A 13,956-nucleotide genomic window follows, 5' to 3' on the forward strand; every position below is an offset into this window, starting at 1 on the left:
TTTACTTGGCAACAGGCACCTTTACGGAAGCAACCTGATGAGCCACTCCATTCACACCCCGCACAAGCACGATCACGATCACGACCATGCTCATGACCATAAGCACGACCACGGTCACGATCACAACCATGATCATGGCCCCGCAAAGCTGACGCCTGTGGATAACCACGGCCACGCGGGCTCATGCTGCTCCGGCGCTGCCGGGCCTGCCGTGGTGACCCTGAGCGAAGCGCCCACCGCCGGCTCGCGGCTGAGCACCTTCCGCATCGAAGCCATGGACTGCCCCACCGAGCAGACGCTGATCCAGAACAAACTGGGCAAGCTCGCCGGTGTGCAGCAGCTGGAATTCAACCTGATCAACCGCATCCTCGGCGTCACCCATGACCTGCCGAGCACAGCGCCGATCATTGATGCGATCAAGTCCATCGGCATGCAGGCCGACCCTATCGAAGAAGGCAGCCCTGCCGCCGCACCGCCCGCCAAGAAACATTGGTGGCCATTGGCGGTATCTGGCGTGGGTGCCCTGGGCGCGGAAGTGCTGCATTTCACCGGCGTGGCACCGACCTGGGTGATCGCGCTGGTGGCGCTGGTGTCGATCCTCAGCGGCGGCCTCACCACCTACAAAAAGGGCTGGATTGCCCTGAAAAACCTCAACCTGAACATCAACGCGCTGATGAGCATCGCGGTGACCGGCGCCATTTTGATTGGCCAGTGGCCGGAAGCGGCGATGGTGATGTTCCTGTTCACCGTGGCCGAGTTGATTGAGGCCAAGTCCCTGGACCGGGCGCGCAATGCCATCAGCGGCCTGATGCAGATGACGCCGGAACAGGCCACGGTAAAACAGGCCGACGGCTCGTGGATGGAACAAGAGGTTAAAAGTATTGAGCTTGGTGCGATCGTTCGGGTAAAGCCCGGCGAGCGTATCGGCCTGGACGGTGAGGTCACTGCCGGTCAATCCACCATCGATCAGGCACCGATCACCGGGGAAAGCCTGCCGATTGAAAAGACCATCGGCGATAAAGTCTTCGCCGGCACCATCAACCAGGCCGGGTCCCTGGAATACAAAGTCACTGCGGCGGCCAACAACTCGACCCTGGCGCGGATCATCCACGCCGTGGAGCAGGCCCAAGGCGCACGGGCGCCAACCCAGCGGTTTGTTGATAGTTTCTCGAAGGTCTACACCCCGGCAGTCTTCCTGTTTGCCCTGGGCGTGGCGGTGATTCCACCGTTGTTCATGGCTGGCGTGTGGTTCGACTGGATTTATCGCGCCCTGGTGCTGCTGGTGGTGGCTTGCCCCTGCGCCTTGGTGATTTCCACCCCGGTGACCATCGTCAGTGGCCTGGCCGCAGCGGCGCGTAAAGGCATCCTGATCAAGGGCGGTGTGTACCTGGAGGGGGGTTACAAGCTCGACTACCTGGCCCTCGACAAGACCGGCACCATCACCCACGGCAAACCGGTGCAAACCGATTACCTGCCGCTGTTCCCCAATCTCGAAGGCAGCGCCCCGGCCCTGGCCGCCAGCTTGGCCGGGCGTTCCGACCACCCGGTGTCCCTGGCGATAGCCAATGCGGCGGTGGATAAAAACCTGACGATTCATGCTGTGGATAACTTCGAGGCCCTGGCCGGACGCGGTGTGCGCGGCGATATCAACGGCCAGACCTATCACCTGGGTAACCACCGTCTGGTGGAAGACCTCGGCCTGTGCTCCCCGGCGCTGGAAGAAAAGCTCTTCGCCCTGGAAAAACAAGGCAAGTCCGTGGTGCTGCTGCTGGACAAATCCGGCCCGCTGGCGCTGTTTGCCGTGGCCGACACCGTCAAGGACAGCAGCCGCGAAGCTATTGAGCAATTGCACGACCTGGGCATCAAGACCCTGATGCTTACCGGGGACAACACTCACACCGCTCAGGCGATTGCCAGTCAGGTCGGCATCGACCAGGCCCAGGGCGACTTGCTGCCCACCGACAAGCTGCAAGCTATCGAAACCCTTTACGGTCAAGGCCATCGGGTGGGCATGGTCGGCGATGGTATCAACGACGCCCCGGCCCTGGCGCGCGCCGAGATCGGCTTTGCCATGGCCGCGGCAGGCACTGACACAGCCATCGAGACCGCTGACGTAGCGCTGATGGACGACGATTTGCGCAAGATTCCGGCTTTCATTCGATTGTCGCGGCAAACGTCGAGTATCCTCAAGCAGAACATCGCCCTTGCGCTGGTTATCAAGGCGATCTTCCTGGCGGTCACATTCATGGGCATGGCGACCATGTGGATGGCGGTCTTCGCCGATATGGGCGTAAGCCTGCTGGTGGTATTCAACGGCCTGCGCCTGTTGCGCAAATAGAGGATGAGAGGGTGGTGTGCTGAGTGCTGAGTTAAAGGCGTTTTTCATGGTCGCCCGCCTGGGCAGCATCACCCAGGCGGCGAAAAAACTCGGCCTGAGCCAGCCCACGGTAACTACCCAGATTCGCAACCTGGAAAGCCAGTATGGCGTTGAGCTGTTCTATCGCGGGGGCCGTCGCCTCACCGTCAGTGACGAAGGTGCGCGGCTGCTGCCAATGGTCAAGACGCTGTTGCAGCAGGAAGCGGATATCGAGTTTTTCCTGCGCAACAACGGCCAGGTCCAGGGCGCGCTGCGGATTGCCGCGACGGCGCCGTATTACATCCTCGATCTGGTCAAAGCCTTCCGCGAGCGCCTGCCCCAAGTGGACGTGTCGGTAGAAATCGGCAACTCCCAGCAAGTGCTTGAAGCGTTGGATGATTACCGCGTCGATGTCGCCGCGTCTTCGCAATTGCTGGAAGACCCGCGCCTGATCCGCCGCGTGCTGGGCACTGACCCGCTGGTGCTGGCGGTGCATCGCAATCACCCGCTGGCCAAGCTCGATCATGTGCCGTTGAGCGCGCTGGCTGGGCATACGCTGCTGATGCGCGAGGCAGGCTCCACCACCCGTCGGCTGACCGAAGAGATGTTGCAGGGCTCCGGCGTGGGTTATGGGCCTTTGCTGGAGATTGGCAGCCGTGAGTCGATCCGTGAGGCGGTGCTGCGCAATATCGGCATCAGCATCATTGCCCGCCAGGAAGTGCCCCATGACCCGCAGTTGCGGGTGCTGACCATCGAGAATGCGCCGCAGATTCCGGAGTATCTGTATTGCCTCAAGGAGCGCAAAGGTGCGCGGTTGCCTGCGGCATTCCTTGGCCTGGCTCAGGAAATGTCGCCAATTTAAGTTCTGTGGCTGGCTTGAGGGCCAATCGGGAGCAAGCCCCCTCCCACATTTTGACCGCATTCTCATGTTGGAACCCGGTCAACTGTGGGAGGGGGCTTGCTCCCGATAGCGGTAGGACAGGCAACTCATCTCCATGAGTCCTACACAAATCCACCAATACCACTATCACCTCCTTTTGCCTTTCTGCCACACCAGCTACGCATTGCCCACCTAGCATGGCCTTCATCAGTTGATGAGGTGCCCCTAATGAACACAGCCCTGACCCAACCCGGCACGCCCATGAAGGTGCGCGGGATCCAGAAACGCTTTGGCGCCTTCACCGCGCTGGACAACGTGTCCCTGGACGTCGCCGCCGGCGAGCTGGTGTGCCTGCTAGGCCCCTCCGGCTGCGGCAAGACCACGCTGCTGCGCTGCATCGCCGGCCTGGAACGCCAGGACAGCGGCGCGCTTTACCTGGGCGAGCGTGACGTTTCCCTGCTGCCACCGCAGGCGCGGGACTACGGCATCCTGTTTCAGTCCTATGCGCTGTTCCCCAATCTCAGCGTGGAAGCGAACATCGGCTATGGCCTCACCGGCAGCGGCCGTGATGAAGTACGCAAGCGCGTCGGGCAGATGCTCGAGCTGGTCGGCCTGCTCGGCAGCGAAAAGAAATACCCCGGTCAACTCTCCGGCGGCCAACAACAGCGGGTGGCCCTGGCCCGTGCACTGGCGCCGGCCCCGTCGCTATTGCTGCTGGATGAACCGATGTCAGCCCTCGATGCCCGTGTGCGCGAGCATCTGTGCACTGAGCTGCGCCAACTGCAACGGCGCCTGGGCATCACCACCTTGATGGTGACCCACAACCAGGATGAAGCCATGTTGATGGCCGACCGCATTGCCGTGATGAACAACGGCAAGGTCGAGCAGTACGCCACGCCGCAGGAAATCTACGACCGTCCGGCCACGCCGTTCGTGGCCGAGTTTGTGGGGCAGGGCAATTGGCTGCCGTTCAGCCGCAACAGCGCCAGCCATGCCCAGGTTGGCGGCATGAAGATGCGCCTGGCCGACGATGCCGGCGTGGCCAAGTCCGGCCGTCTGTTCTGCCGCCCGGAAGCCATTAGCGTCAACCCGCCGGTGCATGAGGAAAACCTGTTCCCGGCCAAGGTCCGCGAGATCACTTTCCTCGGCAACCGCTGCCGCATGAGCTTTGAACTGGAGCAGTTGCCGGGCCATCCGTTGCTGGCCGAGCTGGCGCCCGAAGCCATGCCGCGCCTGGGCGCCCAGGATATCTGGGTGGCCTTGCCGCCGCGCAGCCTGCAGGTGTTTGCCTGAGATGGCTGCTGTCATGACACTGCCGGTAGCGCGTCAGGTGTCCCGCGCCGAGTGGGGCGACCGTATCTTCGTGGTCGGCGGCAAATGGCTCTGGCTGGGCCTTTTGGTGGTGGCGGTGTTGCTGCCACTATTGGCTATCTTCTGGCGCGGCTTCAGCAGCGAATCCGGGCAGGGCGGTGGTCTGGTGGCCGCGGGCGAACTGCTGACCAGCGCCAACTTCCACTGGTTGCTGGGCAATAGCCTGAAAGTGTCCCTCAGCGTAGCAGCCATCGTCGTACCGCTGGCCTATCTGTTTGCCTACGCCCTGCAACGCACGTTGATTCCCGGCAAATCTGTCTGGCGTGGCTTGTCGTTGCTGCCGTTGATGGCGCCATCGATGCTGCCGGGTATTGCGCTGGTCTACCTGTTCGGCAACCAGGGCCTGTTGCGTGGCTTGCTCTCGGAGAATATCTACGGCTTCTGGGGCATTGTGCTCGGCGAAGTGATCTACACCTTTCCCCATGCATTGATGATCCTGCTGTCGGCCTTGTCCCTGGCAGACGCGCGTTTGTTCGATGCCGCTTCGAGCATGGGCGCCAGCCCGGCCCGGGCATTTCGCAGCATTACCTGGCCAGCCACGCGCCAGGCGGTGTTCGCCGCGTTCTGCCTGGTGTTTACCCTGACCATCACCGACTTCGGTGTGCCGGTGGTGGTGGGCGGTGATTACCAGGTGCTGGCGCTGGAAGCCTACAAGGCGGTGGTCGGTCAGCAACAGTTCGGGCGCGGCGCGTTGATCGGCATGGTGTTGCTGCTGCCGGCACTGTTCAGCTTCGGCGTGGATGCCTGGTTGCGCCGTCGGCATGGCGACTCGATGAGCGGTCGCGCCCAGGTGTTTCTGCCCGCGCCATCGCGGCTGCGCGACGGTTGCTACCTGGCCATCGTATTGCTGATTTGCGCGGTGTTGCTGCTGGTGTTCGGCATGGCGGTGTATTCGTCGCTGGTGAAGTTCTGGCCGTACAATCTGTCGCTATCGCTCAACCACTACCAGTTCGAAGACACCGCCGGCGGCGGCTGGCTGGCCTATCGCAACAGCCTGACCATGGCGCTGTGCACGGCGTTGATCGGCAGCGTACTGATCTTCACTGGCGCCTACCTGATGGAAAAGACCAAGGGCCAGAAGGGCCTGAACCTGGCGCTGCGCATGCTCAGCTTCGTGCCGATGGCCGTACCAGGTCTGGTGCTGGGCCTGGGCTACGTGTTCTTTTTCAACCTCAACGGCAACCCGCTGCATGTGTTCTACGGCAGCATGGCATTGCTGGTGGTGTGCACCATTGCGCATTACCTGACCACTGCGCAGATGACCGCCACCACCGCCCTGCGCCAGTTGGACGCCGAGTTCGAAGCCGCGGCGTTGTCCCTCAAGGCGCCGCTGTATCGTCACTACCTGCGTGTCACGGTGCCGATTTGCCTGCCGGCGCTGCTGGATATCCTGCGCTACCTGTTTGTGTCGGCGATGACCACCGTGTCCGCCGCCATTTTCCTCTACAGCCCCGACACCATCCTCGCCGCCGTCGCCGTGTTGAACATGGACGACGCCGGCAATGTGGGCGGCGCCGCGGCCATGTCGACCTTGATCCTGTTCACTTCGGCCGGCGTCTCGCTGCTGCTGGCGTGGGCCTCACGTGGCGCGCTGCGTCGCTCTCAAGCCTGGCGCCAGACCGCGCCTGGCCAATAACAAACTGAAGGAGGTGCTCCATGTTCAAGCCCCTGGCGCTGGTCGCTGCGGTCCTCACGGCATTCAGCCTGAATGCTTTGGCCAAGACCGAGCTGACCGTGTACACGGCCCTCGAAGCCGAGCAATTGAAGACCTACAAAAAAGCCTTCGAGCAGGCCAACCCCGATATCGAGATCAAGTGGGTACGCGACTCCACCGGCATCATCACCGCTAAGCTTCTGGCCGAGAAAGACCGCCCGCAGGCTGACGTGGTATGGGGCCTGGCTGCCTCCAGCCTGGCGATCCTCGACCAGCAAGGCATGCTCGACAACTACGCGCCCAAAGATCTGGACAAAATCGGCAAAAACTACCGCGACGCTGCCAACCCGCCATCCTGGGTCGGCATGGATGTGTGGGCCGCGACCATCTGCTTCAACACCATCGAAGCCCAAAAGCAGGGCCTGGCCAAGCCGGTGAGCTGGCAGGACCTGACCAAGCCTGAGTACAAGGGCAAAATCGTGATGCCTAACCCGGCGTCCTCCGGCACCGGCTTCCTGGACGTCAGCGCCTGGTTGCAGACCTTCGGCGAGAAGCAAGGCTGGCAATACATGGACGACCTGCACCAGAACATCGGCCAGTACGTTCACTCCGGCTCCAAGCCATGCAAGCTGGCGGCGTCCGGTGAGTTCCCGATTGGGATTTCCTTCGAGTACCCGGCGATTCAACTCAAACGCCAGGGTGCCCCGTTGGACATCATCCTGCCGAAAGAGGGCCTGGGCTGGGAGATTGAAGCTACCGCTGTGATCAAAGGCAGCGCCCACGGCGACGCCGCGAAAAAACTCGCTGACTTCTCCGCCAGCCCAGCGGCGATGGAGCTATACAAGGCCAACTTCGCCATCCTTGCCCAACCAGGTATCGCCAAGCCGCAGACCGAGTTGCCGGCCGATTACGAGCAGCGCCTGATCAAGAACGATTTTGCCTGGGCGTCGAAGAACCGTGACAGCATTTTGGCCGAATGGCGCAAGCGCTATGACGGCAAGTCGGAAAAACAATAACTTTTACTTCAACCTGTAGGAGCGAGCTTGCTCGCGAAAAACGGACAGACGACGCGGGTCATCAGACGCATTGCGTCATCGTTGGCGATTTTCGCGAGCAAGCTCGCTCCTACAGAGGGCTGCATATTCCATGGCAGATTTACTGATTGTCGGCGCCGGCATCCTTGGCCTCTCACACGCCTATGCCGCCGCCAAACGCGGCCTCAAGGTCAAGGTGTTCGAGCGCAGCGCCACGCCTCTGGGCGCCTCGGTACGCAACTTCGGCCAAGCGCTGGTCGCCGGCCAGCCACCGGGGCCGATGCTCGACCTGGCGCGGGAAAGCCGCGAAATCTGGGCACAGTGGGCGCAGGTGGGCGGCCTGCAGCTCAAGCGCAACGGTTCATATCTGTTCGCCCGCACCGAAGCCGAAGAGCATCTGTTGGAAGCCTTCTGCAGCGATCGCGCGCAAGAACACGGCTACAACGTCGAGCTGCTGCAAGGCAATGCGATGAACGATCTCTACGCCGGCCAGTTCCGCCATCATCGCGCTGCGCTGCACGGCAAGGACGACCAGCAACTGTATTCCCGTGAAGCGATCCCGGCGCTGGTCCAGTACCTCAGCCAGGCGCTAAACGTGGAGTTTCATTTCTCCACCCTGGTGCGCGACGTTGAGCCCGGCCGGTTGCACAGCACCGCAGGCAGCTTTCGCGGCGAGCAGATCATTGTCTGCTCCGGCCATGACTATCAGACCCTGTTGGCCGAATCCATCGCCCAGCTCAACCCGCAAACCTGTCGCCTGCAAATGCTGCGCGCCCGACCGATGTTTAACCTGGAGCTGCAACACGCCCTGCTCACCGGCCTGAGCTGCGTGCACTACGGCGCCTTCGCCGACCTGCCGGAAGCCTGCGCGGTGCAGGCGCAGATCCTGCGCGAAACGCCGCACCTGCATGAGCACGGTATCCACTTGCTGATTAGCCCCACACCCCATGGCGAATTGATCATCGGTGACTCCCACCACTACGACAGCGATCCGTCACCCTTCAACGCCGAACAGGTGGACGACTGGATGATCGAGCTGGCCGAGCAGACCCTTGGGGGCAAGATCCAGGTGGTCGAGCGCTGGCAAGGTGTCTACGGTGCTCGCGGGCCGGGGCCGTTTTCGTTTGTGCAGGCGGCACCCGGTGTCAGCGCCGCATTGATGCACACCGGCGTGGGCATGAGTGTGGGCCCGGCGCTGGCCGAGCGAAATATCAGCACGGTGTGGGGAGAGGCGCGATGAAACCGGAGCCGGCGATTGCCTAGGTATTTGGCTGTACGAGCAACATGGCATGGCCGACTATCGTGCTGTTGGCGGGTTCTTCCTACGTAGCCTGAAGTTGCCTCTCGCGGCCGAAGCTGCCATGTCGACTAGTTTGAAGTTTGAAGAGACTGATAGCGTAATCAATCATTCATCATAGGATTTAATTGATGCGTTATTTGAAAGTTTTTGCTCAGGGGCGTGGAGGGCGTGACCACACAGATAAAATTGTTGCCAGGTTTTATCAGAGGGATAATTGCGGTGCTGATCAGTTGATGCACGAAGAGATTGCCTTCAACTTGGATCGCGAAGGGGAATATGAACATGGTCTTTATGATTTGCATCTCAGTGGGGATATTAACGGAGATGGCAAGGAAGACTTCCTTGATCAACGTATTTTCAATTCGTTCGTGAATGTATTCATGTTGCTCGGTTGGTTTGATTTTTGCGCTGGTCATTCACATTGTTTAACCATGCATGTGAAACACTACAGTGCCAACGGCAAGCCCAATGCGATTGAATTGAATTTTATTGAGCGCTCGGGAGAGCAGGAAACCCTTGTTTATAAAGCCAGCGCTTATGACGGTGATGGGGATGCCGTGATGGACTCGTTTACCAACACCGATGTCAATCGAAGTGGCAAAGTGGATGAGCTGGATAAGGCGTTGATCAGAGTGTTATGCAAGTTCTTTCTCGAGTTCAAGTGGTATGCACACAAGGAGTAAAAAAGTGCGTTATTTAAAGGTTATTGCACAGGATCAGACTGGGGATGGCCGGGCAAATACGGTGCGACTCCAATTCTACCAACGTACGCAATGCGATCAGAACCGCTTGGTCAATGAGGTCGTTGCCTATGATTTCACCTCAGATGGGAAAGTGGACTACAGCCGGGGCGACGTTACAAATAACGGTCAGGAAAACAGCTTGGACAGGGTGCTGCTGGACAGGTTTGCCAATATCTATCTGAAAATCAATTGGGTTAATCGCGGGGCTGGTACAAAGCGCTATATGAAGATTTTTTCCGAAGACTTTTATAAAGACGGCACACCCGACACCGTGCGCCTGCATTTGCATAAAGGGCCAGGGTTCCTAAGCCCGGATACGCAGGTGTCATGGAGTGCCGCCTATGATTTTGATAACAACGGTGAGCTTGAGTGGAACATTCATTCCGATATCAATCGGGATGGTGTTATCGATGAGGTGGACAAGCATCTGGTCCAGCAACTGGCTGAACTTTACTTGAAGTTCAATTGGCATGCGCCCGAAGCTTGCGACGTCAAGGTCGTTGATGTTCCGGCGCATTGATTGATGCGTCGCCAAGTTGCTGTTTCCTACGGCCATGGCGGACGCCAGACTCTAGTGGGTAAAGCAGGTATGAACTAGCGTATGGAGCTGTTCTTTATGTGAGACATTCCATGCGCTATTTAAAAGTTACCGCCCAGGATCGCAGCGGCAACGGGCAGGCCGATACGGTCATTCTGCATTTCTATCAACGCTGTTCCGAAGGCATCGACGAGTTGATCCATGAGACCGTCGCCGTGGATATCGATGCCGATAGAAAGGTAGACTTCAAGTTCGCCGGTGATATCAACCATGACGGTACCTGCGATACCGTCGATAGCTTATTGCTCAAGGCATTTGCCAATACCTTTCTGAAGTTGAATTGGTTTAACCCGGGCGAGAGTTGGCAGCGCACTCTCGTAATGGTGGGGTTATACGACTACCCCCAGGGCCCGCCCAATCGTGTGCAGCTGAACTTCCTGAATCGACGTAGCCCTCTGCGCAAACCCTCGCTGATTTATCAGGCTGCCGGTTACGATGTCGACGGCAATGGTGTGGTGGAGGCCTTTTCCCGTATCGACGTCGACCGAAATGGCGCGGTCAACCAGAGTGATCAGGAACTGGTTCGTCATCTGTGCAATAGCTTTCTCGCCTTCAAGTGGTATGAGAAGCCTCGCCTGGAAGAGTGAAGCGCGAATACACGAGCGTCGTGGTTTCTGACTGGTCGTGGCGCCGGTGTTACCTAGGCATGAACCTGAGGCGAAACTATGTTGGCGCCTGGTTCTTTACTGAGGCAATACCAATGCGTTACTTGAAGGTGATCGTGCAAGATCGCAGTGACAACGAACTGGCAGACACGGCGAAGCTGTACTTTTTTCAGAGAGACCCGGGGCTGCCCGATGAGTTGGTGCATGAAGCCTTGGCGTTCGATGCCACTGCCGATGGCGCGGTGGACTATCAGAAAACCGGGGATGTTGATTTCAGCGGGGCATCGTCGCTCCATGACCGTCGGCTGCTACAAGCGTTCGCCAACCAAGCGTTGAAACTGAGTTGGTTCAATGCCGGTGAGACTGCGGGGCGCTCAGTTGACTTGTATGTGAGTCGTTACGATAAAAGCGGCCAGGCAGTGGAAGTTCGATCCGACTTCTACCAGCGCAGCAGCACCGGGGGCAGGGACAAGCTGATGTATAGCACCACTGCCTGTGATCAGGACGGCAATGGCAGTTTGGAGCCTTCCGGTCAGGATGCTTCTTTCGAGCTGTTCGATACCTTGGACCATCAAACCATTCACGCCTTGAGCCAACTGTTCCTCAAGTTCAACTGGCACTAGTGGTCAATTCGCAGTGAGTTGCTGCGCCAGGGCCAGGATCTGCTCCTGGCGCTCAGCCTGGCTCAGCTTGGCGTGGGGGTTGAGGCTCGACCATTGCGGGTGGGCACGGGCCTTGCCCAAGGCGTCGGGCAGCTTGCCCTCACGCCAGGTTTTGTCCTGGGGCGTGTCGACCTTGATGCTGTGCACCGCTGCATGGCCGCGCAGGTTGAGGGCCTTGAGCAACTGGCGCTGACGCAGGGCGAGCAGGCGCAGCACGCTGTCGTCGACGGTCAGCTCGCGTTGGCCCTTGATTTTGCCGAGCAGGCGGCTGCCGTAGCTGCGTGCGGTTTGCAGGGCGCCCCCGGCGATAGCGCCGGCCAGGGCTGCGGCGCCAAGCGTCAGGCCGCCGACTAAGAGGTCCACGCCCGCGCCAGCCGCAGCGCCGGCGGCAATTCCACCACCGACCCGCACACCAAGGTGTTTGAGGGTCTCCGGGTTGAACAAGTCATCGCCCCAGCGCCCATCGAGCAGCGGCAGGTCACTGGCGGCGGCATCCTGGGGGCGGAAGCCGAACAATTTGAGCAAGGCTTCGACGCACTTCTGTTCGCGTTGGCGCACGGCTTTGCGCAGATCACCGATGGCTTGCTGTTCATCTTCGGTCACCACGCTGCGACGGCAGGCGGCGCAGTCGATCAGCAGCTCGGCGATCAACCGCGCAGCGCTTTGCTGGCGGGCCTGGCGCTGGGCTTCTTGATCGAGGATCAGGCGCTGCAACTGCGGCCGTGAGGTTTCCAGCAGCAGGGCCAGGCTTTCATACAGGCGGCGCTCGCCGTCTTCCGGCGGCGCCACGCTGTCGAAACGCACCAGCGCATGCAGGCCGAGGCGGGCCAGGGCTTCGCGCCAGTCCGGCTCGCGATGCTCGCTGCTGCTGACGAAGTTGAGCACCGGCAGCAACGGCTTGCCGCAACTGGCCAGCACCTGCAGCTCGTCACGGTACTTGGCCAGCACCGGTTCGCGGGCGTCGATTACATACAGGCCGGCGTCCGAGGCCAGCAGTTGGCGCAACACCTTGGCTTCCTGTTCGAAACGCTGGCGGGCTTCGCTGCCTTCCAGGAAGCGCGCAAGGCGGGCCGGGCCGTCCAGGCGTTCGCCGGGGCGATCCAAGCGCTCCAGGTAGTCGAGCAGGGCGATGGCGTCTTCCAGTCCGGGCGTGTCGTACAGTTCCAGCAAGGCTTCACCATCTACCGACAAGCGTGCGCCTTCGACATGCCGCGTGGTGCTGGGCCGATGGGAGACTTCACCGAAGCCCACGTCACGGGTGAGGGTGCGCAGCAGCGAGGTCTTGCCGACGTTGGTGTGGCCGACCACGGCGAGTTTCAGCGGTTTAGTCATGACCGGTCTCCAGCCAGTTCAGCGGCGCGCAATCGGCAAACTTAAGATCAAGCTGTTGCAGCGCGGAGTGCCAATCACCCAGGCGCTCGGCGTCCAGGGCCTGTCCCGGCGGCGCTTGCAGCAGCCATACGCGGGTAGCGGTGGCGCTGCGTGCCAGTTCGGCGATCAACGCCAGGCTGCCTCGGTCGGGCGAGCGGCGCGGGTCGCAGGCGATGGCCAGGCGCGCGGGCGGGAACCGGCTGAGTTGCTCCAGCAGTTTGTTCCGCGATTCGCGGCTGTCGAGAATGCCTGCGTTCTTTACGCTGGCCGGCAGCTTGGGTGGCCAAGGGTGTTGATCGTCCAGCTCGATGGCGACCAGCAAAGCGCCGTCGCTGTCCAGATCGCTGACGCCACCGCTGACGTGGTGCAGTTGCTCGGGCGCCACATCGTTGACCCCCAGGCGTTCGCTGCTGGGCATCAGGCGTTCGCGCAACTGGCTGTAGCTGGGCAGGTTGAGGTCCAGGCGCAATGCGGCACGCCCGACCTTCCAGCGCCACAGGCAGAGCAGCGCGAGGATCAGCCGGGGCAGCAGGCCGTAGACCAGTAACACGCCCACCAGCCAGGCGGCCCAGGCTTGGCGGGCGCTTTCGATATTCAGCGCGGAATCGCCGCTGGCGCGAATCATGTCGACGCTCGGCACGTTGAAGCCCAGCAGCGCGGGCAGGGTGCCGAGGACTTGGGTTACGGCGACAAAGGTGTCGGCACCGAGAATGGTGGTTTCCCATACAAAGCCGTAGCGCCGTGTGGCCAACAGGATCAACAAAATCACCAGGGCGCTGAGCAATGCCAGCAGCCACAGGCCGTTGACCAGCACACCCACCGCCCAGCGATTGAGTTTTTGCCGTTGCAGCAACAGCAACAACGCCGGTGCCAATTGCGCGCTCTTGGCATCGCGGGCGAGCTTTTCGCTGAGCCACAACCATAGTCGCCCGAGGCTGGCGCTGTGCTCGCCGGCAAACAGCAGGCCCAGGGCCCAGCTGATCAGCAAGATCAGGTTCAAACCGAGCAGGCTGCCCAAGGCCCAGAACACGTTTACTGAGGTCAAACCGTTACCCAGTGCGGCAAACGCCAAGCCGGCGCCGCTGATCACGGCCACCACTGCCAGCAACACCAGCGCCAGGCGTGCGCCTTGCAGCCAGCGCGTGAGGGCGCCGGTCAGGCCATCGCGTTCGGCCAGGTGCAAGGCACGCAGGGTAATCCGCGTCGGCAGGTCGCCCCCGGCTGTGCGAGCCAGGCGGTTGGCTTCCAAATCTTCCAGGGGGCCAGCGTGTTCTTCACGCAGGCGCACGGTTTCTGTCAGCCAGAGTGTGTGCAGGGGGTTCAGTGCAGTCACGCGCCATCCTGTTGTTTCAGTGAGGTTGGAGCATAACCGCTGGCTCGCG

Annotated in this window: 12 protein-coding genes; 10 read left to right on the top strand and 2 right to left on the bottom strand. The window is 60.9% G+C overall.

Annotated features, from left to right (window positions below; genetic code table 11):
- Positions 1-37 precede the first annotated feature (37 nt).
- The 10 genes from QZR30_RS05755 to QZR30_RS05800 all read left to right on the top strand — a co-directional run bounded on the left by QZR30_RS05755 (position 38) and on the right by QZR30_RS05800 (position 11,164).
- The gene (locus tag QZR30_RS05755) at positions 38-2,338 is read left to right on the top strand and encodes a heavy metal translocating P-type ATPase (RefSeq protein WP_311903019.1); all 2,301 of its coding nucleotides are present in this window, start codon (positions 38-40) and stop codon (positions 2,336-2,338) included.
- Between the two features lie 16 nt (positions 2,339-2,354).
- Entirely contained in the window at positions 2,355-3,218 is an 864-nt protein-coding gene (locus tag QZR30_RS05760) for a LysR family transcriptional regulator (RefSeq protein WP_046069974.1), read from the top strand.
- 246 nt (positions 3,219-3,464) lie between these two features.
- Complete coding sequence (locus tag QZR30_RS05765; protein ID WP_059396663.1) at positions 3,465-4,529, top strand: putative 2-aminoethylphosphonate ABC transporter ATP-binding protein; 1,065 nt, start codon at positions 3,465-3,467, stop codon at positions 4,527-4,529.
- Position 4,530: 1 nt separating this feature from the next.
- Complete coding sequence (locus QZR30_RS05770) at positions 4,531-6,243, top strand: putative 2-aminoethylphosphonate ABC transporter permease subunit (protein ID WP_311903021.1); 1,713 nt, start codon at positions 4,531-4,533, stop codon at positions 6,241-6,243.
- A gap of 20 nt (positions 6,244-6,263) precedes the next feature.
- Positions 6,264-7,277 carry a putative 2-aminoethylphosphonate ABC transporter substrate-binding protein gene (locus QZR30_RS05775; RefSeq protein WP_056846985.1) on the top strand — a complete coding sequence of 338 codons (1,014 nt, stop codon included), beginning with the start codon at positions 6,264-6,266 and terminating at the stop codon, positions 7,275-7,277.
- A 130-nt stretch (positions 7,278-7,407) separates the two neighbouring features.
- A complete protein-coding gene (locus QZR30_RS05780; RefSeq protein WP_311903022.1) occupies positions 7,408-8,535 on the top strand; it encodes a TIGR03364 family FAD-dependent oxidoreductase in 1,128 nt (375 codons plus the stop codon).
- A 188-nt stretch (positions 8,536-8,723) separates the two neighbouring features.
- A complete protein-coding gene (locus tag QZR30_RS05785) occupies positions 8,724-9,278 on the top strand; it encodes a hypothetical protein (protein ID WP_046069969.1) in 555 nt (184 codons plus the stop codon).
- Between the two features lie 4 nt (positions 9,279-9,282).
- Positions 9,283-9,858 (top strand): hypothetical protein, encoded by a 576-nt coding sequence (locus QZR30_RS05790; RefSeq protein WP_046069968.1) that lies wholly within the window; start codon positions 9,283-9,285, stop codon positions 9,856-9,858.
- A gap of 110 nt (positions 9,859-9,968) precedes the next feature.
- Positions 9,969-10,523: a hypothetical protein gene (locus QZR30_RS05795; protein ID WP_311903023.1), complete on the top strand. Its 555-nt coding sequence runs from the start codon at positions 9,969-9,971 to the stop codon at positions 10,521-10,523.
- A gap of 113 nt (positions 10,524-10,636) precedes the next feature.
- A complete protein-coding gene (locus QZR30_RS05800) occupies positions 10,637-11,164 on the top strand; it encodes a hypothetical protein (RefSeq protein ID WP_311903025.1) in 528 nt (175 codons plus the stop codon).
- A gap of 3 nt (positions 11,165-11,167) precedes the next feature.
- Here QZR30_RS05800 and QZR30_RS05805 read toward each other — a convergent pair whose 3' ends face one another.
- Positions 11,168-12,535, bottom strand: a complete 1,368-nt coding sequence (locus tag QZR30_RS05805) for a DUF3482 domain-containing protein (RefSeq protein WP_046069965.1) — start codon at positions 12,533-12,535, stop codon at positions 11,168-11,170.
- Positions 12,528-13,907, bottom strand: coding sequence for a DUF2868 domain-containing protein (locus tag QZR30_RS05810; RefSeq protein ID WP_311903027.1), 1,380 nt, complete (start codon positions 13,905-13,907; stop codon positions 12,528-12,530). The genes QZR30_RS05805 and QZR30_RS05810 overlap by 8 nt, the downstream gene beginning before the upstream one ends.
- Positions 13,908-13,956: the final 49 nt, after the last annotated feature.

This window comes from Pseudomonas sp. rhizo25 (genome assembly GCF_031931935.1).
GTDB classification, from domain to species: Bacteria; Pseudomonadota; Gammaproteobacteria; order Pseudomonadales; family Pseudomonadaceae; genus Aquipseudomonas; species Aquipseudomonas synxantha.

Excerpts from the sequence above, each read along its gene's own strand:
- QZR30_RS05755 (WP_311903019.1), top strand. The coding sequence starts at position 38 with ATGAGCCACTCCATTCACACCCCGCACAAGCACGATCACGATCACGAC.
- QZR30_RS05765 (WP_059396663.1), top strand. The coding sequence starts at position 3,465 with ATGAACACAGCCCTGACCCAACCCGGCACGCCCATGAAGGTGCGCGGG.
- QZR30_RS05770 (WP_311903021.1), top strand. The coding sequence starts at position 4,531 with ATGGCTGCTGTCATGACACTGCCGGTAGCGCGTCAGGTGTCCCGCGCC.
- QZR30_RS05775 (WP_056846985.1), top strand. The coding sequence starts at position 6,264 with ATGTTCAAGCCCCTGGCGCTGGTCGCTGCGGTCCTCACGGCATTCAGC.
- QZR30_RS05780 (WP_311903022.1), top strand. The coding sequence starts at position 7,408 with ATGGCAGATTTACTGATTGTCGGCGCCGGCATCCTTGGCCTCTCACAC.
- QZR30_RS05785 (WP_046069969.1), top strand. The coding sequence starts at position 8,724 with ATGCGTTATTTGAAAGTTTTTGCTCAGGGGCGTGGAGGGCGTGACCAC.
- QZR30_RS05795 (WP_311903023.1), top strand. The coding sequence starts at position 9,969 with ATGCGCTATTTAAAAGTTACCGCCCAGGATCGCAGCGGCAACGGGCAG.
- QZR30_RS05800 (WP_311903025.1), top strand. The coding sequence starts at position 10,637 with ATGCGTTACTTGAAGGTGATCGTGCAAGATCGCAGTGACAACGAACTG.
- QZR30_RS05805 (WP_046069965.1), bottom strand. The coding sequence starts at position 12,535 with ATGACTAAACCGCTGAAACTCGCCGTGGTCGGCCACACCAACGTCGGC.